Here is a 26589-nt window from a genome sequence, read left to right on the forward strand (position 1 = left end):
AGGAGGTATTTGCATGTTGAAAATTCAATTATTTGGAAAACAGTACAGAGCAATCAAAGATTATTATTTAAATGGAAGAGCTGCCGTTTGGTTGATTAATGATAAAGATGAAGACATTATTCAGCTCACAGTGAATATTCCAACGGCAATGTTAATGACCGATTTCGATGATGATCCTGAAGTTAGTAGTCGTTCTTCTTTGCTTAATCATGTAGATTTTCTTGATTATAATACATTGCATGAAGCACTGGTCAAACAAAAAGTCATTGAAGATAAAACAATTGGAATGATTAAACAAGGTCATCATGTGTATAATGGAATCATTTTTAAAAAAGAAAGCTTCAACAAAATGGATAGTATTAGAAGCAAGGAAGTCATATAGACTTCCTCTTTTTTTGAAAAAGCAAAATGACTTTTGGTAAAAAAGCTCAATCATATAATGAGAAAGAACAAAAGCAAAAAGTTGAAATTGAAAAGATAAAAAGTCGAAAAAGGAAAAATAAAAAGTAGAAAATGACGGATAGACTTTCTCTTTTTTTGAAAAAGAAAAATGACTTTTGATAAAAAGTTTAATCACAAAATGTGAAAATACAAAAGGAAAAAGTTAAAAGTGAAAAGATAGAATGTCGAAAAAAGAAAAAGCAAAACTACAAAAAGTCATGAGAGATTTCCTCTTTTTTTCAAAAGAAGCAAAAAAACGATTTAATGTTAGACATGATCTGTCTAACATTATTTTCTATACAGAAATTAAAATTGAACTTTTTCTGTATAGAAAAGTATATCTAATGCTCCTATTAGCGTCACATTATCTATACATGAATTGGAAATTTGTTGACTCAAATGTTCTCAATTCATACGCCTCTATGTTCATTTTCTTCACATATTTGCTATCTCTAATTGTTAAAAATGCTCGTTATTAACATCTCATTTTGTAACTAATTAGAATGACAAAATCTCACTAGCAAATTTTTGGAATATTTGCGTAGAATATTTTGCATGAGCATAAGGAAATCCAGTACCACCCTTGGTGGTATTCAGCATAGCTGAAGGATTTTCCTACCATTCGACTCGCTCATTTTCTCTTAAAAAACACTTATAAACCCTGCAATGACAGCATTAAAGGCGTATCGTACTATTACACTCATTAAATGCCTAAAGTGTAATATTAGCTAGAATACGAAATACTACAAAAAGACCACTTGGGTGTTTTTGTAGAATATTTTTTGTGTTGATTTGACGGGCTTTATCAAGGGTCTGGAATATAAATATTCTAAAATCGGAGCACCTTAGAATACAAATATTCCGCAAAAATGAATGTTTTTCCTCAAAATAAAAAGACTGTTTAAAGTGGTCTTGAATTTGAAAATGCATATTATTGTTTAAAGATTTTTACAACTATTGTTACGTTAATGTGATCACTTTCAATACTTTAATAAACTATTCGAGCATTTATTATGGTCTTATTTTTCTTTTTCTTGGTTAATGAAGTATTGAAAATTTGTGTCGGTATTTCTGATTCTGGTTCGAATAGTGATGAAAAAATTATAATGTTCTTTTATCTATAGTAAGTTTTTTTGAACTTATTTATGGATAGAAGCTTTTATTGTACTTTCACTTTTGGTTATTCTAGTTACAATATTTCATCTATCCTTTTTCACGTGAAACGTTTTTCTTGTTCTTCAGATTTTTATTTTTTAGTAACAATAGTTTGAGTATTGGTGATTACTCAAAGAAAAAGCAGTGTGATTTTTTTGAGCATTTTTTTCAATGTGTATGTAGAATATCGTGTTATTAACTTTAAAGTTGGAATGTAAAAGTAGTGGTTTTTAATATTTTCTTGATAATCTATTTGTTTATATTTGTACTTTCTCACTTTATACTTTTTTTAGAAAAGTGAACGGAGTTTTGTGTGAAAACGAAACAGAAGTAACATTTAAAATTGTTACTTCTGTTCATTTTTGATTCTATATATTGTTTGGCGTGTAATACCAACTTCTTTTGCTATAGCACTAATAGACTTGCCCTGTTTAAGTAATTCAACAATCCGATAATAGACTAAACGTTTTTGTGGATCTTTAGCATGAGGAGAATAAAGTACAGGTCGTCCCTTATAAATACCTTTTTCTTTAGCGACTTTAATTCCCTGTGCTTGTCGACGCTTGGTTTCGTTCCTTTCTTGTTCTGAAATCATTGCTAAAATTTGAATGATTAAATCTTTCATAAATTTATCCAATAATGGATTGCCAATGACTTCATTCATCATAGGCAAACTTGTTATCATGAGTTGAACTTCTTTTTCTTTTAAATAGTTAACGGTTTGAATAATCTCATCATAATTTCGTCCTAATCTATCAATTGATTCAACCACTAAACGGTCACCCATTCTCACGAAATTCAACATTTCTTGAAAAACAGGTCTGTTTTTAATAGACTTACCTGATTGTTTTTCGGTGAAAATTTTTTCGGCTCCAAAAATATGTAAATTTTCGATTTGTCTATCTAAATTTTGATCTGCGGTTGAAACTCTTGCATATCCGATAATCATTTTTAAACCCTCTTTTCATACACCCTAATCATACAATTAGAATCGATGTTTTACAAGGGTGTTGAATTGTATGATTAGGGTAGACCCTAAATAACATTATACATATAAATATATTAATAATCTCATTGAATAAGATTACCGTCATATTAAAGTGAGGTTAGAAAGAGAAGTTGTCAAAGTATCGATACAGCCAAAAATACACTCAAAGGGCTTGAATGTATTTACGCTCTATAAAAAAGAACCGTAGGTCTCTTCAGATCTACGGATTTTTGGTGTGTCTTGAAATTGTTATATGTGGAGAATTACGGGAATACCAACACACTAAAGTGATAATTGGCTATCTTTTTTAACTTTGCAACAGAACCTGTCACATTAAGTCTTAAGATGACTTTCCGTTCTATTCTTCAAATAATTCTTTGTTAGCTCTATAAGACATAAATAGTTCCATAAACTTTATAATATTTAAAGGGACAAAGAATATTATAAATGTTATAACTATATTCATTATATTGAAGTTAATATATTTTGTTATAATTAAAAATATAACAATGATAGTCACAATTAAAAAGTTCGATATAATACTTTGAAAGACACTCTTAACTAATTCTCTTCCGCTGCTAATATCTTCTCTTAATATTTCTGATGATATATAGGAAATAAAGGTGTATGATGTAAAATATACTATACTCAATATAATGTGTTTATCTGAATTACTATCATTAATTGAGATGTTATTAATAAGAGAATACAAAAATAAAAAAACAAAATATAAAATAGCAGATTCAGATATAATTAATAATACAGTTTCCCTTTTCCTTTCATCTTTTGGCAATAACTTTTTTAAAAATGTTCTTCTCAATTTTTATTCATCTCCAAAAATTTCATCTAAACTTTTGTCTAGTTGTTTGCATATTTTTTTACACAACATTAATGATGGATTGTAGTCATTTTTTTCAATTAAAGAAATTGTTTGCCTAGATACCTCGACTTTATTAGCTAATTCTTTTTGCGTTAAATTCATCGAAACACGTGCCACTTTAAATTTCAAATTCATATTCTATAATCCCCTTTTAGAAGGAACTCACTTTCTTTTAATAAACCATATTGCAATGTATAATATTACACATATTATAGGGAATAATATTATATATATTAAAAGCTGATCATTGATCCCTACTATGTAATACATCAGTATAACTGATATAACAAATACAACTATCATAGGTAATAATTCTAGTTTTTTCATTTTAATCACTCCCCACCTATCATTTTTTTTATCCATTCATTCATGTTAGAAATTTGAGCCGTCTCTTCTTGGTGTATTATATACCCATTTTTCAAAACCATTATATTCTCCGCTAAAGTCGATATTGTACTTGAAATATGACTAGTAAAAATTATAATATGCTTTTGATTTTGCATTTCTTTTAATAGTAGTGAAAATTTTTCTTGAGTTTCATAATCTAAAGCATTAAATGGTTCATCTAATAAAATAATATATGGCTTAACAAGAAGCATCGAAGCAAAATTCAGCTTTTGTTTCATTCCGGAAGAGAAAGTGTAGACAGGATTATTCAAAACATTAATTTCAAGATTAACCATTTTGAATATATTTTTTATATCACTTATATCTATGTGCTTTTCAAATAGTGAACAAATTAACAACAAATTTTCTTTTGCAGAAAGACGTTCATAAAAGAAGGGTTCAATAGGAACATAGAATATATTACTTCTTAAATTTTTATGCTTATAGATACTTTTTTCATCTATTGCAATATCCCCAGAATCTGGGAAGATAAGGCTACTAATTAAATTTAATAAAGTAGTTTTTCCAGCTCCGTTTTTTCCAATAATACAATGTATCCCATCATCAATTGAAATACTTAAGTTGTTAATAACCATATGCTTTTTGTCAAAAGACTTATTGAGACATTTTAACCTTAACATAATAATACCCCTCTCTAAACAAGTGTTATATACTTTTCAACAAGAGATCCAATATATGTCAATAAAACAATACCTATAAATGTATACGTTGTCAATTTTAATAAATTAATAGGAATTTTTTGTTTGTTAAAAATTCTCTTGTATATAACTATTAATATTATATAAGAGTAAGTAGATGATATTAATAAGCATATAATCTCTATTATTGAATGTGGGGCCAACGCTAAAAACACATCTAAAAATTGATTTGTTTTCATTCCATGTGCTAAGAAAAATCCTATTAAACCTCCATTGATAAGTAAAATAGTAATATTAGCTAAACCTATTGTTACAAAACCAAACATACATATCATAAAATATAGAAGGTTATTTAAAAAAATAGACGAAATCTTTATATCGTTATTTATCTTCATTTTTCCTAAGTCAAGATCTAAGGCGTAATAGACTAATATACCAATAAGTAAACCTGAAAATAATATCGTTAAATTAATTAAAAAAACTTTAATAACACTTCTTTTACAAATACAAATCTCTCCTCTTCCATATTTTAGTTGTTTTATTGAAAATTAAATTAATGAATATATATAAGAATATTGTGATTAATAAACACCAAATCACAAAAAATATCATAATGTCTAAATAACTTCTTTGAGCAAGATATCCAATAAAGAAAATTGCAAAAAAAGAAATAGATATTAGATTTTTAATTCTATCAAATATCGAATCTTCTAAGATATTTTGTTCCTCAAAATTTTCTAATTCCGAGTAATGTTGATAGTTAAAATGGGGGGAAACATAAGAAGGTAACAAAGATAAATGGGGTATAAATATAGCATTTATCATCATAACTTCTATCATAGCCACCAGTGTTAAAATATCTATTTTCATTATAAATAACAATAAGATGATAATTAAAGTATTTTCTTTAAGTCCTAATAATCTACACATCTGTATTTTACTTTTATAAAGGTTTTTGAAATCAATATTAGCCATTCTATATAAAGCAATGCTAGACTTTTCAGAATCAAATCTTAATGATTTGGTAAATAGATCAATACCAGCTGAAAAGCTATCTCGAGTTACTGTGTTTAATATGAATATGATAATAAAAGCATTTGCAAGCAGTTGATAATTGTAGTAAGTGAGAGCAACAGTCATACCTAAAAAGAACCAAATCATATAACTAATATATATATATGGCTTATGTAAATTTAACTCCTCTTTATTATTAAGCAAGTTATATAATTGAATATTATTAATTGAAATTTCCTTTGCAGTTAAAGTGGTTCTATTAAATTGACTTGAGTTTATAAATAAATCTCTATACCAAAAACCAACGTAATTAAACTTAAATATGATTATTAGCAAAATTAAATATATCAATAATTTTCCCCATATATATATGTTAGGGTGAATAAATAGATTATGGATAGATAGATACTTAAGATACTGGGTAACATCCATATGAATATTAGCCATTGATATTTTAATATCTTCAAAATAGTTAGCCCATTTAAATGTATTCTGACGTTTAATAATAGTATCAGTAAGATGAAAAAAAGGCTTTATAATTAAGTTAATTATCACATGTGTAAATAAGTAACTAAATATAGATACTAAACTTCCTATAATGATGTTATAGAAGATGTAATATACATCAAAAATTTTATTAGAACTTCTCACCTTTATGTTAGTATATAAAATTTGAAAGATATATGCTATAACATTAAATATAACAAATGCAATAAATGTTTTAATAATAATAGGTATGGTTTTGTCTGAATTCACAGCTATAGCAATGCCAATAACAATCATATTAATATATGATGGGAATTTCTTTATTAAATCAGTAAAGTAAATTAAGTTGAAAATTTCTTGGTTGGTCAATTTAGTTCTATATAATAAGTTTTTATCCATCGGGTTAATTAGTAATTTAGCCCTAGGTATTATAGGTATTAATATGATGTAAATAGAAAAAAATAAGAAATAATAATATTCTATTATATTTATATGATCGCTAAAGTATCTAGAAATCGAGTAAGATGCACTAAATGTTATTCCTATAGATATAAAAAGTCTCAACAAATAAATTGCTATAAACACATTTTTAATTTTATCATTTTTAAAATAACTAAACTTTCTTTTTATATAATATAAGAAATTAAATTTCAAATACTCATATACATATACCTTTTCCAATATAACACCTCAAAAAAGGGGGTCCTTACTCTCATAAGAACCCCTGTATAAATAATTAGCTTATTTTCTTACCATGCTGAAGCTTTCTTAACGCCCCAACGCTTAACAAATCTTACAATTGCAGCACGCCCAATAGTTGCTATGGCAGTACCAATACCACCACCAGCAGCAATACCAGCAACTGATAGAGCAGTCCAAATGTCACTTCCACTAATTAATGCATTAATAAAAGAAGTCGTACCAGTCATTGAAATACCAGTCCATGCAATTTTCTTGTATAAGTTTAGCATAATTACACCTCCCTATAACAAACTCACCTATATTATAAAATAAATATTTCAAAAACAAAAGAGTAAATGTAATATCGCAAAATTTTTTTTGATTTAAATCGCAAAAAGACGTGAATGTAATATATAATTGACATTTTTTCTTCTATATTTGACTTATATACATATATATATTACAATAAGCGTTGTAAATAATTAGCTTATTTTCTTATCTGAAGTTTAAAAAGGATGAAAATTCATTTATTACAATGAATTTTCACCCTTTTTTAGTATTTAGAATCCTTTTGTCGCGAACTCTTTTTATATCTAACATTTTTTATGATATAAATGCTAATTTCAAATCATAATTCACTCTAGATTCCCAATATTTCGCTATACACAACAGGTTAATACTAACCAATTCATTATGAAACATTGAAATAAAAGCCCCCAAATAATTTGGCTCTCTGTCAAATAGGACTGGTGAGCTAAAACACAGAGATTAAGCAGCATAAAGTTGCTTGATCTCTTTTTTTGGATTAGCTGCAAAAAGATTTGTACATAAAATGATACGACTGCGTAAATTACCAAAATTTCTATAACCAAAAGATATTCTCTGTATCAGCTTTATTTTAGTATTTATTCCCTCAAGTGGACCGTTGGTCAAGTTACTGTATTCAAAAGTATTTCTTATCATACTATTGTGCTTTCTTAGTGTCTTAACAGCTGTTTGAAGTTTAGGAGCAACGCTATTGATTTCTATATTTTTCAAGGCAGTTTCAAAAGCAGCTTTATTGTTTTCTTTCAACGTGGATCTTAACTCATTTACGACTGTATGCGTGTTTAAAAGTCTTTCGTCAAAACTCAGTAAGTGTTCAACAACACCTTTCGGTGTTTTCCATTGTTTATATAAAGGCATCTTACTGTAAACAAAAGCTTCAAGTTGTTCATACGGTTTTAAAAGAATTTTCCAGTAGCGCTTGTACTTATTGTATAGAGGTCTTTCAGTTGTTCTGAAACTATTCATAACTGTTACTCGAGTCATGTTCAAGGCTCTATTTAAAGACTGAACAATATGGAAACGATCTATTAGAATTTTGGCATTAGGAAAAACTTCTCTGATTAAAGCCATATAAGGTTCGTACATATCGATAGACACTGTTTTCACACGTTTTCTTTCAGAAAGAGGATAACGATAGAAATAGTTTTTCAAAGCAAATAACCTACGGTCAGGCACAATATCAATAATACGGTGTGTTACTGCGTCTGCATAAATAAAACTCATTTTACCGACAACATTTTTAACGCTTTTGAACTCATCCATCATCAAGTGTTCCGGTAAATATTTAAACGGTGTTTGAGCTATTTGAGAAGCAGCTTTATTAATTATTCGAGTAACTGTGGAATTACTGACATGACAAGATTCAGCAACAGATTTTTGCGAACGTATGTCTATCGACTTATTCAGCACAGCTAATCGTGTGTTTTGAGAAATATAGCAATTCCGCTCAACGACAGGTGTTTCAGCAGTGAAATAACTGCAGCACTTTTTACAGTGGAAACGCTGTTTTTCCAATATTAAATAAGCTGGCTTCTCCGATACCTTAGGTATCGTAAGACATGATTTTTTTAAACCATTTTTGATTATAGAAAAGTTCGTATTTTCGTGTCCGCAAAGTTTACATCGCTTGGGAGAATGTATTAATTTTCCAAAGTAAAATAAAGAATTTTTCCCTTTATACTTTCTTTCTTCAACCTTATCTTCAAAAGTGATATTTTTATCTTTAATTCCAAGCGTTATTGATATAGTATTAGACATAGGCGCATTATCTCCTTAATTATTGGTTGTAGGATACTTCTAATTATAGAGATAATTGCGCTTTTTTTGTATCAAAAATAGGACTAGTGATTATCACCAGTCCTAAATAGTATAGAGCCAATAATTTTCTTATAAAATTATTTGGGGGCTACTCCTAATTTATTTATGTTCGATATTTTTATAACTCTCTCTCCATTTTTCTTTTTAATTTCAACAGATACGTATCACTTATTTTTTGCTATTAAAAATAGGTACAATAATAACACATAAAATAAATAATATTGTTACTCCTACTTTCAGTACATCTGAAACTGACTCAGATACTAAATTATAAGAGTAATTAGAATTAACGTATAAAAATACACCTAACAAAATAACTATAAAAAATATTAAGTTAACAATAACTTTCATAATGTTTATTCCCCCTTACTCTACTTAATTAAAAATACTGATAAGCTAAAAAATATAACTACAACAAAGTATATTATCCCTAAAATAACCGATTTCTTTTTACTCAATTTACTAGTTTTATAAAAAACTAAACCGAACAAATAAGATTCTAATAGATGCTGTAAATTTATAGATTCTAAAAATTGGTTTCCTGGGGAAAAGATATTTAAACTACTGATATTATATTTAGGGAATGGCAAACCAACCCCCCATTGAATTGATAATATAATTACTTGTAACAATGTTGAAATAATTAAAAATATTAACGTAGCAGAAAATAGGCTTTTTTTGCTCGTACTTGATTTCATCATTTTAGAAATAAATACAAATATTAGCCACATGATTAAAATAGATATAATCATTGAAAATATTGACGAAATAGTACTTCCTATAATTACGAATTTTCTTGTCATTTCAGGATCTATACCTTGACTTGTTGATTCTTTAACAATTTTATCAACATCCATAATTTGTAACGTTATAAATGTTGAAATGGTTGATAATAATATATATATAATTATTTTTATACTGAATTTTGGTTCTTCTATAGACTTAGATAATGGTGAATTAAGGTTGTTGTTCTTCATTATTTTCTCCTTTTAGTGAAATTCAATTATTTTTTATGCTCTGTTTATTATATCTATTAATTCTTTTTTAGAGGCTGATCGTGATGGAATCCATCCAAAGATCACACCGTATAATAAGCAAGAAAATTATAACTATAATTCCTATAATCCAATATCTTTTTTTCATTTCATTCTCTCCTTTAAGTATACATTAGTATTAGAACATTTCTCGATCTTTCATATAAAATGATTAATATATTTCAAATCGTTCTTTCTTTCTGTTCGGAAAAATTCTAATCACATAATAACATATAACCATTAAAATGAAACATTAATTTCTTATTGGTATTACTTTAACGTTTGCTTTATATTACCATGTAGATAGACATAACATAGTAAGAGGGATAAAATACCTCCTTGCGGTACCGCCTATCTTTCTTTCTGCTTATTCTCCAGATAGGTCTATGGCACCTACTTGTAAATTTCTACGTACAAAACTAAGAATTAATTTGTCTAGCAATCTCATCCATTCTATATATCCTTAGTATAAAATTGGTTCTGTTGCAAATTCAGAAAAAATATAATTTATTATCATTTTAACATGTTGATACTCTCTTAACTTGCCAACATGTAATTAATTTCGTGGCAAGGAGAAAATCCGTAAATCTGAAGAGACCTACGGTTCCTTTTATATAATCCATAAATACATTCAATGCCTTTGAGCGTGTTCTTTGCCGTATTAATACTTCGATACCTTGTCTTTCTCACCTTAATATGACGATGATCTTGTTCGATGAGATTATTAAGATACTTAGATGTACAATGACAATTAGATTTAAGTTTAAAATCTTTCATCAACTTAGACATGGCCACCTTTGTTGAAGGTGCTTGATGTGTAATAACTGTTTGAGGTTTACCAAACTGTTTAATAAGTCTTTTAATAAACGCATATGCTGATTGATTGTCTCGTTTTTTACTCAACCAAATATCTAATGTATGACCATCTGCATCAATGGCACGATACAAATAACACCATTTTCCTTTGATTTTGATATATGTCTCATCAATACGCCACTTATAATGCGCTTTGTTATTCTTTTTCTTCCAAATTTGGTACAAAATAGGCGCATATTCTTGAACCCATCGATAGACCGTTGAGTGATGAACGTTCACGCCACGCTCTCTTAATATTTCAGATATATCACGATAACTTAATGCATATCTTAAGTAGTAGCCTACGGCTACAGTAATAACATCCTTATCGAATTGTTTATATCTGAAATAGTTCATACAAAAGACTCCTTTTTGTTAAAATTATACTACAAAATCAACTTTGCAACAGAACCATTTGAGACATAGGGATTTCTGCACTCTCATTTCCCGTGTCTAACAGTAATCTATTGTTAAGCATGTCTATTTTTCGTATAGAACCTTGTATTTGTTGAAAATAGCCTGCTTGCCAGTATGCAACAGTCGCAGGTTCATTATTCATAATTTTAAAGTGCAGGTTTGCGGTGAGCATTGCACATTGGTCGTCAGACAATTCAGGTTGAGCTGCTTTATTTTGTTCTTCAACCAAGGCTTGGATTTGCTCGAACTGTTCAGGGATTGAGGCAAAGGGCATCCATTTGCCCTTTTCTCTGCCTTGAGGAATTCGGCTCTCTAAATGCTCTCTTGGAATTTTGCGGTAGTCAGTTTCATTTTGATATTCATCAGGAATCATTGTATCACCTCTCATAAAGCGGTACATACGTTCTAATTTTATCGTAAAGTTTAGACACAATGTGTGGCAAAAAGAAAGTGAATTTTCGTATGGGAAACCAGATTTTATTCTTTTAACTTTCTTTGTGGGGTTTTCTTTATATCATTTGCGTATCCATTATTTTCACCTCTTTTAATAGAGTATACTATCTTAATATTAAATAAATAAACCTTAAAACTAGTATACTATTAAACCTTTTAACTTGTTTGATAGTATACTTTGAGCTATGATGAATTTAACAATAAAAAAAGAGGTGAAGCTATAGTTTTCACTATAAATATGTTTAAAGGTGGAGTAGGTAAATCAACACTATCTAACTTATTTGGATATATCGCAAATAGATATGATTTAAAAGTTCTTTTTATTGATACTGATCCTCAAAGAACATTGACTAAAAAGTTAAGTAAAAACTTCAACACAAAAAAAGAAGCAAATTGCAGTTTTATGGAAGGGATAAAAAAAGGGACATTAAGTGAATCAATTTCAACTTTAAGTAATAATATTGATGTTATAAAAGGTGATTGGAATTTAGCTTGGTTTGATAGATTTTCTAGGAGATCATTGAATATTAAAGATGAATTCTATGTATATAGCAGTTTGATACAGAATTTAAAGAAAGATTATGATTTTATATTTTTTGATTCAGTTCCAACTACTACGACATTAACTCATAATTGTGTTGTTGCAAGTGACTATGTAATCGTTCCTGTTGAATCAGAAGAAGATTGTTACGATAATTCAATGGATTATATGTTTTATTTAAGCCAAATGAAACAATACAATGAAAAGTTAGATGTATTAGGTATAATTATTTACTTAACAGAAGAAGATAACAAAACAAACAGTCAATATGTTAAGAAATATCATGAAGAATATGATGATATTGTTTTGAAAAATGTTATAAATAGATCGCGACGAGTTATGACATGGGGTGCTCAAGGTATATCGGAAAATAAGCCATATGATAAAAAAACCTTACAGAAATATATAAATGTTTTTTGGGAATTTATGTTCAGACTAGAAGAAAGAGGTGCTTTTAATGGAAAATAATAATAAAAGTTTTATAGATAAATATAGTCAAAAAAAGGAAGTAAATAATGAAACTAAAGAAACACCATTTGATAATTCAATAACAAGGAAAGATGATTTTAAATTAGTTAAAATCGACTCACAAATACATGGAGATTTAAAATTAGCAGCACTAAAGAATAATACAACAATGAAAAATATTGTTGATTCAGCAATCAGAGAATATTTAAATAAATTAAACTAGTATACATGTTTAAAAATCAACAATTAAACCGATATACTAGTTTAATTGTTGATTAGTGAAATAAAAGCCGTAAGTATTCTTAGAAGACTCTAAGATACAAAGCATTTATAAGCAATATATTGAAGAGATGGAAAAAAATAGTAAATGCAATTGACGCAGGCAGATAAAAAGTAAGGAGATGGTAAATATGACGTTAGATGATAAGAAGCAGCAATATTTAGAACCAGTTGAAAAACAAGACGAAAAAGATGACTATATATCAAAAAGTAAAAGTGGGGAAAATGCTAAATATGAAAGCTTAAAAGAGCGTACTTCAATAAAAATTCGCCGCTCACATAAGAACCTACTGGACTATTTAGCTTTCGAAGCTCATAGAAACAAAATTGACTTTATTGAAGAAATGTTAGAATACTATGCAAAAACACGATATCCAGAGGTATATCAAAAATTTATGGATGGTAAGTTAAAGTGATTAATTCATCATGCGGTAAACTGCTGCATGACCTCAGTTGTCCACTTTGTATATTCAGAGGGCGAAGTATACTTGGTATCTCATTTGGAGGGAGGAGATTTGACCAAAGAATACTATATTTCACTTATTGATATGATAGCGGGATTAAAAGAAGAACAATAGATCGAAATGCGTAATAATAGATGAGCGTTGTCTATTTAGGGGCTTATATACACTTAGTGTCTAATGTCTCTTTTGTACACCTTAAAGTGCTTTATATATAAAGAGTCTAGGAAATAATTACCCCAGATATTTTGGTTATAAACAGAATATAATTATAAAATAAAAATAAAAGAGTGGTAGATATTATGTTGTTAATTGCGATAACTATAATTATATTGTTAATTGGGTATTTAGTGTTTGCTGCGCAAAAAATAATGTTGGGGATAAACCAAATTATTTTATTGGTTATAGAACCCCCACTTCTATGAAATCCAAGCAAGTTTGGAATTATTCACAGAAGGAATTTAAGATAGTTTTCATTAAAATGCAATTTATTTTACTCTTTATTGGGAACGTTTGGTTAATTTACGATATATTAAATTTCCCTAAAGGCAACTCCTTTATTGCTCAAGCCGTTGTGTATTTCATTTCGGTAATAATCGTTATCATTATGACAGAAATAAAGGTGAAAAAATCCACAAAAAAAGAATCATAGGTTTAGTAAATATACAACATCATTTTTATTGTTGCTTATTACATATGTTTTATTATTTTTTATATCCAATTAAAATATATTTCCAGGAAATCCTGTAAAAGAAAAAACATCTAAAATTGCAAAACATCTTTATGAATTTTTCCCACAGGGCTGAGCACTTTACAGTAAAAGCCCTAGGGAATCTACATATAGAGTTGTGTACACTAAAACAGGAAAGAATGCTACACAATTTCCCAACGCTTCTCCATCTAATTATTTTGGGTTTACTAGAGAAGGGAGAGACCAGGGAATAGAGGCAGGTAAACTTGTTGCTGGGTTACACGAAAGTAAATGGATGAAAACAGAAGATAAAACAATAGGAATGATTAAACAAGGGTATCATGTATATCATGGTATCATCTTTAGAGAAGAAAGTTTCAGCAAAATGGAATTGCTTGGAAATTAAAAGGAGGAAGTCATTTAGACTTTCTCTTTTTTTCGAAAAAGCAAAATGACTTTTGTCAAAAAGCTCATTCATAAAATGTAAAAAAGTACAAATAAAGAAAGTCGAAATCATAAAAGTAAAGTGCAAAAATCTCATTTAACTTTAGTGATTAAATAGAAATGTGAGATGAGATTTTATGAAAAGAAGCAAAAAAACGATTTAATTTTAGACATGATCTGTCTAACATTATTTTCTATACAGAAATTAAAGTTGAACTTTTTCTGTATAGAAAAGGGTTCTGTTGCAAAGTTAGAAAAATATAGCTAATTACCATTTTATCATGTCTTTGTTCCCTTAACTGGCTAACATATGCCTAATTTCGTGGCATGGCGAAAATCCGTAGATCTGAAGAGACCTGCGGTTCTTTTTATATAGAACGTAAATACATTCAATACCTTTTAAAGTATTCTTTGCCGTATTGATACTTTGATATCTTGTCTTTCTTACTTTAATATGACGGTGATCTTGCTCAATGAGATTATTCAGATATTTCGATGTACAATGACAGTCAGGTTTAAGTTTAAAAGCTTTAATGACTTTAGCCAGTGCGACCTTCGTTGAAGGTGCCTGATCTGTAATTACCTTTTGAGGTTTATCAAATTGTTTAATGAGATATTTGATAAATACATATGCTGAATGATTATCTCGTTGCTTACGCAACCAAATATCTAATGTATGCCCCTCTGCATCAATGGCACGATATAAATAGTTCCATTTTCCTTTTATTTTGATGTACGTCTCATCAATACGCCATTTGTAATAAGCTTTTTTATGCTTTTTCTTCCAAATTTGATATAAAATCGGGGCATATTCTTGAACCCAACGGTAGACCGTTGAATGATGAACGTTTACACCACGTTCCCTTAATATTTCAGATATATCACGATAACTCAATGCATATCTTAGATAGTAGCCAACGGCTACAGTGATAACATCCTTGTTAAATTGTTTATATCTGAAATAGTTCATACAAAAGACTCCTTTTTATTAAAATTACACTATAAATTCAACTTTGCAACAGAACCTACATTTGTATGTTCATCGTTTCTTGTATCATATGTCCTATTATTACAGTTATAGTTGCAAACTATATCTATGATAAGATTAAATGATTACAAACAAAAACCCCCACAAAGCTTTGGTCGGCTGTAGGGGTTTTGCTATCCTATGCACATTGTTTCATCGTTAATTTAATTATACCGTCATTAGCGATTTTTGTAAAACAAGTTATATATACCTTATACATTGCACTTGCTATGTATCATTATAAATCATATTAATTTAAATATTTCTCTTTGGGCTTTGGAAATAGAATAGATCATTTTACTCAACTCCTCCGCTGAATAATCTTCGATATTTCTAGAAATATTTTCTAAGCACAACGCTAATGCACCAGATTGGGAATGCGCTTCAGAAATATCCCATTGTTCATATGAATTTCTAGCATCTTCTCTAGATAATTTACTAAAATAGCTGTAAATATCTTCGGCAACAAACATAATATCTTCAAAATTATGCATTTACATTACTCCTTTAATTATAATTCTCTTCTATATCTCTACATTTCCTTATATTAATATCTTCGCTAATAACTTCATCTATTAAAAATTCGCTATCTTCACATATAACTATAGCTTCACGTTCTACAAACAGCCCCAAGTTTGTAGAACGACTCATTGGGCATAGGTTATCATAAAATAATACATTCTTAATTGGTACTTTAACTGAAACTTGTAGTTCTCTTCTATGGTAGTTGGGATCTGTAGAAAAAGAATTCAATATATTACTAGTAACTTTTTGATTACCTGACTTAAAAAGCTCTAATTCATTTCGATTTAGGCTCCTATATAAGATAATAAAATGATTATTATTTCGATTATCTTTCAAAAATTGTTGTGTTTCTGTGTATGCCCTGATTATGTCTTTCTTCATTTTCTCTTTTACATGAATATACTCAGATTTACTTTTAATTACTTCTATTATTTCACTTCTATACTTAAAATCTACTTTAAACTGTAACTCAAATATTTCACATATCATCTCTGTTATTAAAAACTTAGCTTCTTGTTGATTGCTATTTGAAAATATCCAATTACCAATACTCTCAAATAGCTGCTTTGCACTCTTACTTTCTTCTTTATCACTGAATATCAAATAATTCAAGTATCGGTTTTCTATATAAACTTTCTTCCTCAATATTTACACTTCATGTGTTTAACCAAAACTCGATTTAATGTTATTTCTTTTTAGAATCTCATTAAGAAGGCTAAAATCACAATTTTTAATATCATTCTCTTTAGAGAGTTCTTGTTCTATATCTTTTAAAGTCTTTTCATTAATTATTCGATATAAGCATGTATTTACAGATTTTATTTTAGAGTCTTTCGGTCGTTTATAGTATTTAGCATTGATTTCAAAATGTATTGCTGCTAACACACCATAAATAGGCTTATCCCAATATGCAATAAATAAATTAATCGCATCACTCAATTGACGTGCCACATCATTCCATTGCCTAGAGGCTTTATTCACATTATCTTTCTCAGGTTGATTATTGCTCTTTCTTGCTACAGCCTTTAATGGATTGAACAATGGTAATTCTTCTTGTCCTGTAAGTCTCAACAAATCTTTTGCTATATGGTAACCACAAATAAAAGTTTTTTGTTCGTCTATACCTTTCCTATTATATAAAAAGCAGTAATAGCGATCGGTTAATTCTGTGCCGCCTGCACTTTCCTTTGTCTGACCTTTCAAAAGTTTTTGATATGATATTGGTTTTAAATCATGTGTAGCAACAAATTCTTGCCTTGTTTTTTTACCTCTTAAGTAAACCATATCTTCACCTCTTACAATTTAAGAAAATCTAATCTTTATGATATCGTCCAATATTGAATCCATAATATCAGCATACCAATAAAAGAGATAACAATAATTATTTTTGCACTGAAAAATAGTTTTGAAAATACTGGATCCTCATTTAGCTATTTTGGATTAAAGCCGTTTTTATCCATTAACCATTTAGTTAAAAACTCAGCTACTATAATAGCTGCACAAAAAATAAAAATCATGGTAACGAAAATAGCAAAAATCTTTATCATTCTTCCACTCCCTTACTATAAATCAGTGGTTTATTATATTTAGCTCTTTCGTAAAAAGGCTTATATGTATCACTATTTGACACTTCAGAATATGAATTATCCTTCAAATGAATCTCAACTATAAAAGAAATTTTTTTAATAGGTGCATAGTATAATATAAACCTATAATGCTCATACTTAACCCCCACTAATGAAGTGAACTCTATTGGTTCTGTTGCAAAGTTAGAAAAATATAGCTAATTACCATTTTATCATGTCTTTGTTCCCTTATTTTTTAACACCCTGTTTTTACAATAAAAAATATGAACCCAGTTATTTTTATTACAATTAGATATTAAATCTGTTCGCTTTTTCAATAAGTTAAAATGAAAACGATAATGCTACAAATATAGATGTATCAGTATCATTTTTTTGTAACATTGCAACAAGTAAGTTATAATTGCAAAAGAAGCAGTTATCTCTAGTATATATTTATATATATTATCTCCTTAACAAGCCCTTGCTTTCCATCGGAAGCAGGGCTTTTTTATAATGATTTGAGCATATAAGACATCTCATTAATTTACTATAAAAAGACTACTTTAGGGTGAAGTATATCCTTTAGCAGTGAGTAAAAACTTTTTAAAACAAGTTTATAAAAATTGTGATTATTGTAACACCAATTAAATCTATTAAAAAGGCTCCGACAATTGGTACGATGATATATGATTTAGGTGAAGGTCCGAATTTTTTGGTAATAACATCTAAATTTGCCATTGCATTAGGTGTTGCTCCTAATCCATGACCTAAAAAACCACCAATCATTACTGCTGCATCATAGTTTTTGCCTAATCCTTTAAAAACGAAGAAAATAGAAAATAATACTAAAAATATAACTTGTACTAAAACAATAATGGTTAAAGGTAATGCTAATTGGTATATATCTGTTAAATTTATACTCATCAGTGCTACAGATAAAAATAAACTTAATGAAACATCTCCAATATTATCTACGAATTTCATATCAATAAGATGTAAATCTGCGTATTCTGAAATGTTACGAATAATTACAGCAATGAACATTGCTCCAACATAGATAGGTATGTTTATTCCGGTTCTGTTGCAAAGTTAATTTTATAGTATAATTTTAACAAAAAGGAGTCTTCTGTATGAATTATTTCAGATATAAACAATTCAGTAAAGATGTTATCACTGTAGCCGTTGGCTACTATCTAAGATATGCATTGAGTTATCGTGATATATCTGAAATATTAAGGGAACGTGGTGTAAACGTTCATCATTCAACGGTCTACCGTTGGGTTCAAGAATATGCCCCGATTTTATATCAAATTTGGAAGAAAAAGCATAAAAAAGCCTATTATAAGTGGCGTATTGATGGAGACGTACATCAAAATAAAAGGAAAATGGAGCTATTTATATCGTGCCATTGATGCAGAGGGACATACATTAGATATTTGGTTACGTAAGCAACGAGACAATCATTCAGCATATGCGTTTATTAAACGTCTTATCAAACAATTTGGCAAACCCCAAATGATAATTACAGATCAAGCACCTTAAACGAAGGTGGCAATATCTAAATTGGTGAAAGATTTTAAACTTAACCCTGACTGTCATTGTACATCTAAATATCTGAATAATCTTATTGAACAAGATCATCGGCATATTAAGATGGGAAAGATAAGGTATCAAAGCATCAAGACGGCAAAGAACACGATAAAAGGGATTGAATGCAATTACGGATTGTATAAAAAGAACCGTAGATCTCTTCAGATCTACGGATTTTCGCCATGCCAAGAAATTAGCCATATGTTAATCAATTAAGAGAACACTGACATGATAAAAAGATGATCAGCTATGTTTTTTCTGACTTTGCAACAGAACCATATTTTTTATTCATAATGCGACCAAGCAGAAAATATATAAACTTCCTTCTTTTCATCATCAACTGTATAAACAATTCTATGCTGATGATTAATACGTCTTGAATAACGTCCTAAATGCTTTGGTTGCAACTTTTCAAAAGATTGACTAGGTTCATAAGGATTGATTTTTAAAGTTTCAACAACATTTAAAAATTGTTCTTTGAGGTGCGATTTGTTTATTTTTTTCAAATCACTTTTAGCTGAATTTTTAATCAAGACACTGTAATAACTCATTACAAGTTACTCCAATCTAAATCATCGATATTTGTATAGCTACTACTGTCTTTTTCACGTTCTCTCACTTTATCCATTACGCCAACTGATTCAAGGTATAAAGTTTCTTGAATGCTATCCCAGTCTTTTTGACTTACAATAACAGCGTTATTTTCACTTTTAGAACCACTTATAATAACAGGCTCATGATTAACATTTACATGTTTTAATAATTCATAAAATTCTTTTCTAGCGTTTGTAGGTGTTTTAATATTCATAAAATCACTTCCTTTATTAATATACTTATATTATAACGTACGTTTTAACGTACATCAAATAATATAGCTTTGTCCTTTAAAATCTGAATAAACATACAGAAGACTTGTCTATGACTATCGGTTAAAATACCGTCAAATCAACGATGTATATTGTATGAATAAAACCACCTTTTCACTTAGTCGTAAAAACATTGATATAATAACATTTCGACTGAAAAGATGGTTTACATAATAGGACGTTATCAGAAGTGCATATGCTTGTATATTAATAGATGATATAATAATAAAGTCGTCTATCTCTCAGGCGTCAATTTGACGTAGAGAGGAGGTGCATACGCGATGTCTGAAATCTTTGTAAACATCATGACCACAGCAGCAAGTGGTTGTATCGTTGCGCTATTTGCGCATTGGCTACGCCAGCGTAATGAAAAATAGACGACCAGTCACACCCGAAAATCCCCTTACTACGGCCATAGTAAGGGGATTTGGTGCATACATGCCTGATAATCTTTGTTAACTATATTATAACATCATAGCGCGCAGGAATGCAAAATTGAACTTTAATTTATGATATTGATAAAGTTTTGATTTATTAGAATCGTTCATATCACATAATTAATATAAGTATAATTAAAGTGTAATCGTAAAGCATATGAGTATATATACCTCATCTTATATTATCTATTTCAAACCACAAATGGGTAAAAGGTAAACGGATTATACCTATAATTATGAGAGACTGTTAAATATTCCAGCCATAGGTAGATGAGCTGTACCAAATATAAGAGTACTTATCACACTTGCAAAAACAATAGATTTTTTATTGAGAAAATTCATCTAAAAAGTGATGAATTCAACTGTTATAACGGTTCTGTTGCAAAGTTGATTTTATAGTATAATTTTAACAAAAAGGGTATTTTCTATGAACTATTTTAAATATAAGCAATTTAATCAAGATACCATAACCGTAGCCGTTGACTACTACTTAAGATACGCACTGAGTTATCGTGATATATCTGAAATATTGAGAGAACGTGGTGTGAACGTTCATCACTCAACAGTCTATCGTTGGGTTCAAGAATATCCACCTATTTTGTATCAAATTTGGAAGAAAAAGAATAAAAAAGTGTATTATAGGTGGCATATCGATGAGACATATATCAAAATAAAAGGAAAATGGTGTTATTTGCATCATGCTATTGATGCAGATATGGGTGTTTTTGCTTTCATTTTATTTTGCTGTCTATTTGGATATTTAATGATTATTCGTTCTAAAAAAAGTAGACCATGTATTTATGACGAGAAAATTTATTGAAGTTAAGGGTTCCGAGACTCGTTATCAATAAAGCAATTGTAATAAAGCGAAACTTATACATTAATTTTATTACAATTATATGTAAATAAAAAATGTTTTATTTTATTAATTTATAATGTTATATTTATTTTATATAAAATATACATATTCGGAGCTGTTTAATTTGAAAAAAAGTATTAACTTCAACAGTAGCAATTTCAGTTTTATTGAGTGTTTTCAACCAGTCCTTTGTATTAGCAGATGAAACAAATCCCAAAAATAGCAAGAATCAGCAATTATCAGATATAAGAAAAGATGAAAAGTTGAGTGCTTCTCAACAAAAAAAGATTGATAAGGATTTTGTTAATAGTGGTTGGCAAAAGGAAAGAACAGCTGATGGTTAAATTGTATATACCATGGATGATGCAACAATGATTGCGAAAATGAAAGAAAGTGCGACAGCTGAACAAAGAAAACAAATTGAGAAAATAGAAAAAGAACAGCCGTCAGAAGCATTTAGAGCTAAAAAAGGTGTAAATTCATTTAAAATTTCAAAAAACGGTAATTTCACATTAAAAATGAATAAAACAGTAACATTAATGGTGGCTGGCGGTGGAGGATCTGTCGCTGGTTCGTTAGTTGCTTTGATTCCAGGTGTAGGTTGGAGTGTTGCTGGTGCGTTAGCTTCAACTTTAATAGGGATATTTGCAGGAGAGACTATTCAAGGAGAAGTAGAAGTTAACGGTTTGGTTCGAACTACTCAACCTAAAGTAATTGTATATAATTGGAAATACCAATAAAAATGAGAGGTCTATTATGTTGATATATTTAAAAAGTGCATTTCTTAATTTGGATAGTGTTTTTCTTGGTTTGAGTATTTTTATTTCGGTTTTTTTTAGTTCGCTTATTGTAAAAAAAATGAATGCTAATACTTCACTAAAAGTAATACTTGTTTCAGTGTTTACTTTAGTGTTATTTACAATAATTTATGGAATATTAAAATTGTCGTTTTCTAATTAACGCTTTTAAATAAACTTACTTTTTTGCTTTAAATAACAATTGATTATAATATCATAACTAGATTATTTGGAATTATTCCCTTTATTTTCTTTGTTTTGTTTATATTTAGTTCCGATAAGAAAATTGATAAAAGGAAACTTTAAGGATTTAATACAGAAAGTCCCGTTTATAAACGGGACTTTCTGTATTTTTTGAAACGAGTTTTTTCTTATCTTGATACTAAGGGTAAATAACTTCACCGGTAATAGTTCTCCTTAGCAACAACTATTTTCACGCATTTAGTATCAAATTTCATTAATTCTTATGCTAACACTTTGAATAATATGTATTTAGTGCTAAGATTAAATGGCTCTATACTATTTAGGACTGGTGATAATCACTAGTCCTATTTTTGATACAAAAAAAGCGCAATTATCTCTATAATTAGAAGTATCCTACAACCAATAATTAAGGAGATAATGCGCCTATGTCTAATACTATATCAATAACACTTGGAATTAAAGATAAAAATATCACTTTTGAAGATAAGGTTGAAGAAAGAAAGTATAAAGGGAAAAATTCTTTATTTTACTTTGGAAAATTAATACATTCTCCCAAGCGATGTAAACTTTGCGGACACGAAAATACGAACTTTTCTATAATCAAAAATGGTTTAAAAAAATCATGTCTTACGATACCTAAGGTATCGGAGAAGCCAGCTTATTTAATATTGGAAAAACAGCGTTTCCACTGTAAAAAGTGCTGCAGTTATTTCACTGCTGAAACACCTGTCGTTGAGCGGAATTGCTATATTTCTCAAAACACACGATTAGCTGTGCTGAATAAGTCGATAGACATACGTTCGCAAAAATCTGTTGCTGAATCTTGTCATGTCAGTAATTCCACAGTTACTCGAATAATTAATAAAGCTGCTTCTCAAATAGCTCAAACACCGTTTAAATATTTACCGGAACACTTGATGATGGATGAGTTCAAAAGTGTTAAAAATGTTGTCGGTAAAATGAGTTTTATTTATGCAGACGCAGTAACACACCGTATTATTGATATTGTGCCTGACCGTAGGTTATTTGCTTTGAAAAACTATTTCTATCGTTATCCTCTTTCTGAAAGAAAACGTGTGAAAACAGTGTCTATCGATATGTACGAACCTTATATGGCTTTGATCAGAGAAGTTTTTCCTAATGCCAAAATTCTAATAGATCGTTTCCATATTGTTCAGTCTTTAAATAGAGCCTTGAACATGACTCGAGTAACAGTTATGAATAGTTTCAGAACAACTGAAAGACCTCTATACAACAAGTACAAGCGCTACTGGAAGATTCTTTTAAAACCATATGAACAACTTGAAGCTTTTGTTTACAGTAAGATGCCTTTATATAAACAATGGAAAACACCGAAAGGTGTTGTCGAACACTTACTGAGTTTTGACGAAAGACTTTTAAACACACATACACTCGTAAATGAGTTAAGATCCACATTGAAAGAAAACAATAAAGCTGCTTTTGAAACTGCCTTGAAAAATATAGAAATCAATAGCGTTGCTCCTAAACTTCAAACAGCTGTTAAAACACTTAGAAAGCACAATAGTATGATAAGAAATACTTTTGAATACAGTAACTTGACCAACGGTCCACTTGAGGGAATAAATACTAAAATAAAGCTGATACAGAGAATATCTTTTGGTTATAGAAATTTTGGTAATTTACGCAGTCGTATCATTTTATGTACAAATCTTTTTGCAGCTAATCCAAAAAAAGAGATCAAGCAACTTTATGCTGCTTAATCTCTGTGTTTTAGCTCACCAGTCCTATTTGACAGAGAGCCGATTAAATTAAATTAAACAGAACGAAAAAGAACACCTAGCATTAGCCATTGTTGACCGCAATGACTAATCGCTAACCGATACCGTAACTATCGGCAGCACTTTAAGGTGTCCTCTTTCATTATTCTGTTACCCTTATGTTACTAAATAAACCCTCATTTCGCAACATAAATGTATCAGGATAAATGAAATCAAGAGACATCGCCAACTGATGATATGGTCAGGAAAAGAGTGTAAGCCGTTACAAAATATCGGTTTATGCTCTTTTTTGTTCTTCTGCAAAGGAGAAGATATCATGAGTTACCAATTAATCAATTTAGAAGAACACGCCACATTCGAAACAATCCAAGCGATGGATAACACAGTCAGACAGTACAATGCGCAAATCAACAAGGCGCATTATGAAACACTCAATTTACTGAAACAATACAGCTGCAGAGTTATCGGTGTTTCTCATCTTAAAATCAAAACAATCGCAGAAAAATTGGATAAATCTGTTGCGACGATCAAACGTCATATCAAGTTTCTGAAAGAAAACGGTTTTATTACGGTAATTAATACTATGCGTGATAAACAAGGTGGCAAAGGTGCCAATACTTATGTCATTAATCCCATTGAATTATTCAAAAAAATTCAAAATGAGCTATCGCAAAGCAGATAAAAAACGCAATCAACACCAGTCACAACAAGCGATGGCGTTTGTCCGCACAAAAAAAGAAACTATGTCTTTTTTAAAACTATTAACTTCTTTTGTAAGTAACAAGCATCGTCATAAACAAATCAAATTAAAACGTATTGAAAACATCAAATACTTTAGAGCTTGTCCAGAAGGTGTACCGGTTGAACTGTATCAACGCTACAAACCTTTCTTCAGTGATGCCCAAATCAAGTGCTTATTCAACAAAATTTCAGATCAAATCAATCAATACCCTGACATCAACGATGAAGGTTCTGTTGCAAAGTTGAATTTATAGTATAATTTTAACAAAAAGGAGTCTTCTGTATGAACTATTTCAGATATAAACAATTTAACAAGGACGTCATCACTGTAGCCGTTGGCTACTATCTAAGATACGCGCTGAGTTATCGTGATATATCTGAAATACTAAGAGAACGTGATGTCAACGTTCATCATTCAACGGTCTACCGTTGGGTTCAAAAATATGCTCCGATTTTGTATCAAATTTGGAAGAAAAAACATAAAAAAGCCTATTACAAATGGCGTATTGATGAGACGTACATCAAAATAAAAGGGAAATGGAGCTATTTATATCGTGCTATTGATGCAGAGGGGCATACATTAGATATTTGGTTGCGTAAGCAACGTGATAATCATGCAGCATATGCGTTTATCAAACGTCTCATTAAACAATTTGGTAAACCTCAAAAAGTGATTACAGATCAGGCACCTTCAACGAAGGTAGCCATGGCTAAAGTTATTAAAACGTTTAAACTGAATCCCGACTGTCATTGTATATCGAAATATCTGAATAATCTCATTGAGCAAGATCACCGTCATATTAAAGTAAGAAAGACAAGGTATCAAAGTATCAATACGGCAAATAATACTTTAAAAGGTGTTGAATGTATTTACGCTCTATATAAAAAGAACCGCAGGTCTCTTCAGATCTACGGATTTTCGCCATGCCACGAAATTAGCATCATGCTAGCAAGTTAAACGAACACTGACATGACATATTAGTGGTTAGCTATATTTTTTTTTACTTTGCAACAGAACCAATACACTGATAATCAAGATCAAAAAGATATTACAATGTACAAAGAAGCAATATCTTATGCATATAATAAAGGAAGTATTATTGTTGCTTCATATGGTAACGATTCAATAAATCTTGATAACAGTGACGAATTTAAAGAAAAATATTCTAAATTGAATAAAAAGACTAAATTTAATAGTCCGATATTAGATGCACCAGCTCAACTAAATAATGTTATAGGAGTTGCTTCAACAAATAAAAAGAACTCTATATCGCATTTTACTAATTATAGGAATTATATTGACATTTTCGCACCAGGAGCTGATGATTTACTGTTATCAAAATACGGTGAAGATTTTTACAATAACGAAATGCAAACTAAAGAACAGTTATTAACTACTTCAGTAAATGGTCATTACATGTATTCATATGGTAACTCTTTGTCTGCTCCAAAAGTTTCTGGTACTTTAGCATTAATAATAGACAAAAATAATTATAAAGATTCACCTGGAAAAACAATTGAACATTAAAAAAAATATGGTTATGATAATTATAAAGATAAAGATTCCAAAAAAACAATAAATATCTTAAATACTTATCGAGCCCTCAATAAGAATGGAGGAGTATAATGAGACAAAAATTGTCGATATTCAATATAATAGCAATTATAGGAATTATATTATTTATTGTTACGTTGTTTTCAAGTGTTACGCTTGAAATTAAATTTATTGTTTTTAGTGT

The 26589-nt window shown here is 29.4% G+C and carries 30 protein-coding genes and 5 pseudogenes; 17 read left to right on the top strand and 18 right to left on the bottom strand.

Annotated features, from left to right (window positions below; translation table 11 throughout):
• Positions 1-13 precede the first annotated feature (13 nt).
• Positions 14-382 (top strand): hypothetical protein, encoded by a 369-nt coding sequence (locus MUA87_RS12540; RefSeq protein ID WP_262551421.1) that lies wholly within the window; start codon positions 14-16, stop codon positions 380-382.
• A gap of 1560 nt (positions 383-1942) precedes the next feature.
• Here the strand turns inward: MUA87_RS12540 and MUA87_RS12545 are convergent.
• Complete coding sequence (locus MUA87_RS12545; protein ID WP_262551422.1) at positions 1943-2545, bottom strand: recombinase family protein; 603 nt, start codon at positions 2543-2545, stop codon at positions 1943-1945.
• Positions 2546-2639: 94 nt separating this feature from the next.
• On the opposite strand from MUA87_RS12545, the pseudogene MUA87_RS12550 reads away from it, so the two are divergent.
• Positions 2640-2895: pseudogene (locus tag MUA87_RS12550) on the top strand (hypothetical protein); the annotation flags it as partial.
• 512 nt (positions 2896-3407) lie between these two features.
• On the opposite strand, the gene MUA87_RS12555 reads toward MUA87_RS12550, so the two are convergent.
• The 10 genes and pseudogenes from MUA87_RS12555 to MUA87_RS12595 form a co-directional block, all read right to left on the bottom strand.
• Complete coding sequence (locus MUA87_RS12555; RefSeq protein WP_262551423.1) at positions 3408-3599, bottom strand: helix-turn-helix transcriptional regulator; 192 nt, start codon at positions 3597-3599, stop codon at positions 3408-3410.
• Between the two features lie 197 nt (positions 3600-3796).
• Positions 3797-4492, bottom strand: a complete 696-nt coding sequence (locus MUA87_RS12560) for an ATP-binding cassette domain-containing protein (protein WP_262551424.1) — start codon at positions 4490-4492, stop codon at positions 3797-3799.
• A 14-nt stretch (positions 4493-4506) separates the two neighbouring features.
• Complete coding sequence (locus tag MUA87_RS12915) at positions 4507-5052, bottom strand: stage II sporulation protein M (RefSeq protein WP_394356898.1); 546 nt, start codon at positions 5050-5052, stop codon at positions 4507-4509.
• Positions 5009-6691 carry a hypothetical protein gene (locus MUA87_RS12565; RefSeq protein ID WP_262551425.1) on the bottom strand — a complete coding sequence of 561 codons (1683 nt, stop codon included), beginning with the start codon at positions 6689-6691 and terminating at the stop codon, positions 5009-5011. Before MUA87_RS12565 ends, MUA87_RS12915 begins: the two co-directional genes overlap by 44 nt.
• Before the next feature lie 68 nt (positions 6692-6759).
• On the bottom strand, positions 6760-6981 hold the full coding sequence (locus tag MUA87_RS12570; protein ID WP_262551426.1) for a putative cyclic bacteriocin: 222 nt from the start codon (positions 6979-6981) through the stop codon (positions 6760-6762).
• Between the two features lie 478 nt (positions 6982-7459).
• Positions 7460-8776, bottom strand: a complete 1317-nt coding sequence (locus tag MUA87_RS12575) for an ISL3 family transposase (RefSeq protein ID WP_105967157.1) — start codon at positions 8774-8776, stop codon at positions 7460-7462.
• A 431-nt stretch (positions 8777-9207) separates the two neighbouring features.
• A complete protein-coding gene (locus tag MUA87_RS12580; protein ID WP_262551427.1) occupies positions 9208-9813 on the bottom strand; it encodes a YIP1 family protein in 606 nt (201 codons plus the stop codon).
• 354 nt (positions 9814-10167) lie between these two features.
• Positions 10168-10306 (bottom strand): annotated as a pseudogene (locus MUA87_RS12585) (group II intron reverse transcriptase/maturase); the annotation flags it as partial.
• A 101-nt stretch (positions 10307-10407) separates the two neighbouring features.
• Positions 10408-11082 carry an IS6 family transposase gene (locus MUA87_RS12590; RefSeq protein ID WP_262551428.1) on the bottom strand — a complete coding sequence of 225 codons (675 nt, stop codon included), beginning with the start codon at positions 11080-11082 and terminating at the stop codon, positions 10408-10410.
• A gap of 37 nt (positions 11083-11119) precedes the next feature.
• Complete coding sequence (locus MUA87_RS12595; protein ID WP_262551429.1) at positions 11120-11515, bottom strand: YolD-like family protein; 396 nt, start codon at positions 11513-11515, stop codon at positions 11120-11122.
• Positions 11516-11773: 258 nt separating this feature from the next.
• Between MUA87_RS12595 and MUA87_RS12600 the strand changes: the two genes are divergently transcribed.
• From MUA87_RS12600 to MUA87_RS12615, 5 genes are all read left to right on the top strand, one after another.
• Positions 11774-12604, top strand: a complete 831-nt coding sequence (locus tag MUA87_RS12600) for a ParA family protein (protein WP_262551430.1) — start codon at positions 11774-11776, stop codon at positions 12602-12604.
• Positions 12594-12827, top strand: coding sequence for a hypothetical protein (locus MUA87_RS12605; protein ID WP_107603958.1), 234 nt, complete (start codon positions 12594-12596; stop codon positions 12825-12827). Before MUA87_RS12600 ends, MUA87_RS12605 begins: the two co-directional genes overlap by 11 nt.
• A gap of 187 nt (positions 12828-13014) precedes the next feature.
• Positions 13015-13299, top strand: a complete 285-nt coding sequence (locus MUA87_RS12610; protein ID WP_262551431.1) for a hypothetical protein — start codon at positions 13015-13017, stop codon at positions 13297-13299.
• 466 nt (positions 13300-13765) lie between these two features.
• Positions 13766-13996, top strand: a complete 231-nt coding sequence (locus MUA87_RS12920; RefSeq protein ID WP_394356896.1) for a hypothetical protein — start codon at positions 13766-13768, stop codon at positions 13994-13996.
• A gap of 196 nt (positions 13997-14192) precedes the next feature.
• Entirely contained in the window at positions 14193-14441 is a 249-nt protein-coding gene (locus MUA87_RS12615) for a hypothetical protein (protein WP_262569101.1), read from the top strand.
• 333 nt (positions 14442-14774) lie between these two features.
• On the opposite strand, the gene MUA87_RS12620 is transcribed toward MUA87_RS12615, so the two are convergent.
• From MUA87_RS12620 to MUA87_RS12640, 5 genes and pseudogenes are all read right to left on the bottom strand, one after another.
• Positions 14775-15449 (bottom strand): IS6 family transposase, encoded by a 675-nt coding sequence (locus tag MUA87_RS12620; protein ID WP_262551432.1) that lies wholly within the window; start codon positions 15447-15449, stop codon positions 14775-14777.
• A gap of 302 nt (positions 15450-15751) precedes the next feature.
• Complete coding sequence (locus MUA87_RS12625) at positions 15752-16000, bottom strand: hypothetical protein (protein ID WP_262551433.1); 249 nt, start codon at positions 15998-16000, stop codon at positions 15752-15754.
• Positions 16001-16013: 13 nt separating this feature from the next.
• Entirely contained in the window at positions 16014-16676 is a 663-nt protein-coding gene (locus MUA87_RS12630; RefSeq protein ID WP_262551434.1) for a hypothetical protein, read from the bottom strand.
• Positions 16677-16694: 18 nt separating this feature from the next.
• The gene (locus tag MUA87_RS12635) at positions 16695-17315 is read right to left on the bottom strand and encodes a hypothetical protein (protein WP_262551435.1); all 621 of its coding nucleotides are present in this window, start codon (positions 17313-17315) and stop codon (positions 16695-16697) included.
• 884 nt (positions 17316-18199) lie between these two features.
• Positions 18200-18673 (bottom strand): annotated as a pseudogene (locus tag MUA87_RS12640) (sodium/glutamate symporter); the annotation flags it as partial.
• Positions 18674-18726: 53 nt separating this feature from the next.
• Here MUA87_RS12640 and MUA87_RS12645 point away from each other — a divergent pair.
• Positions 18727-19402, top strand: a pseudogene (locus tag MUA87_RS12645) (IS6 family transposase).
• Positions 19403-19470: 68 nt separating this feature from the next.
• Here the strand turns inward: MUA87_RS12645 and MUA87_RS12650 are convergent.
• Both MUA87_RS12650 and MUA87_RS12655 read right to left on the bottom strand, forming a co-directional pair.
• The gene (locus MUA87_RS12650; protein WP_013012280.1) at positions 19471-19737 is read right to left on the bottom strand and encodes a Txe/YoeB family addiction module toxin; all 267 of its coding nucleotides are present in this window, start codon (positions 19735-19737) and stop codon (positions 19471-19473) included.
• Complete coding sequence (locus MUA87_RS12655) at positions 19737-19994, bottom strand: type II toxin-antitoxin system Phd/YefM family antitoxin (RefSeq protein ID WP_013012281.1); 258 nt, start codon at positions 19992-19994, stop codon at positions 19737-19739. The genes MUA87_RS12650 and MUA87_RS12655 overlap by 1 nt, the downstream gene beginning before the upstream one ends.
• Before the next feature lie 339 nt (positions 19995-20333).
• Between MUA87_RS12655 and MUA87_RS12660 the strand changes: the two genes are divergently transcribed.
• The 9 genes and pseudogenes from MUA87_RS12660 (at position 20334) to MUA87_RS12700 (ending at position 26378) form a co-directional block, all read left to right on the top strand.
• Positions 20334-20429 (top strand): type I toxin-antitoxin system Fst family toxin, encoded by a 96-nt coding sequence (locus MUA87_RS12660; RefSeq protein ID WP_262551436.1) that lies wholly within the window; start codon positions 20334-20336, stop codon positions 20427-20429.
• 487 nt (positions 20430-20916) lie between these two features.
• Positions 20917-21204 (top strand): annotated as a pseudogene (locus MUA87_RS12665) (IS6 family transposase); the annotation flags it as partial.
• 311 nt (positions 21205-21515) lie between these two features.
• Positions 21516-21692 carry a hypothetical protein gene (locus tag MUA87_RS12670; protein ID WP_262551438.1) on the top strand — a complete coding sequence of 59 codons (177 nt, stop codon included), beginning with the start codon at positions 21516-21518 and terminating at the stop codon, positions 21690-21692.
• A 27-nt stretch (positions 21693-21719) separates the two neighbouring features.
• Positions 21720-22088 (top strand): hypothetical protein, encoded by a 369-nt coding sequence (locus MUA87_RS12675; protein ID WP_262551439.1) that lies wholly within the window; start codon positions 21720-21722, stop codon positions 22086-22088.
• A gap of 686 nt (positions 22089-22774) precedes the next feature.
• Positions 22775-24091 carry an ISL3 family transposase gene (locus tag MUA87_RS12680; protein ID WP_061054687.1) on the top strand — a complete coding sequence of 439 codons (1317 nt, stop codon included), beginning with the start codon at positions 22775-22777 and terminating at the stop codon, positions 24089-24091.
• A 334-nt stretch (positions 24092-24425) separates the two neighbouring features.
• Positions 24426-24791 carry a helix-turn-helix domain-containing protein gene (locus tag MUA87_RS12685; protein WP_262551440.1) on the top strand — a complete coding sequence of 122 codons (366 nt, stop codon included), beginning with the start codon at positions 24426-24428 and terminating at the stop codon, positions 24789-24791.
• Positions 24730-25104: a hypothetical protein gene (locus tag MUA87_RS12690; RefSeq protein WP_262551441.1), complete on the top strand. Its 375-nt coding sequence runs from the start codon at positions 24730-24732 to the stop codon at positions 25102-25104. The genes MUA87_RS12685 and MUA87_RS12690 overlap by 62 nt, the downstream gene beginning before the upstream one ends.
• A gap of 29 nt (positions 25105-25133) precedes the next feature.
• Positions 25134-25808, top strand: coding sequence for an IS6 family transposase (locus tag MUA87_RS12695; RefSeq protein ID WP_262551442.1), 675 nt, complete (start codon positions 25134-25136; stop codon positions 25806-25808).
• A gap of 96 nt (positions 25809-25904) precedes the next feature.
• Entirely contained in the window at positions 25905-26378 is a 474-nt protein-coding gene (locus MUA87_RS12700; RefSeq protein WP_262569099.1) for a S8 family serine peptidase, read from the top strand.
• Positions 26379-26589 lie beyond the last annotated feature (211 nt).

The sequence above is a fragment of the Staphylococcus simulans genome (assembly GCF_025561465.1).
Taxonomy (GTDB): domain Bacteria; phylum Bacillota; class Bacilli; order Staphylococcales; family Staphylococcaceae; genus Staphylococcus; species Staphylococcus simulans.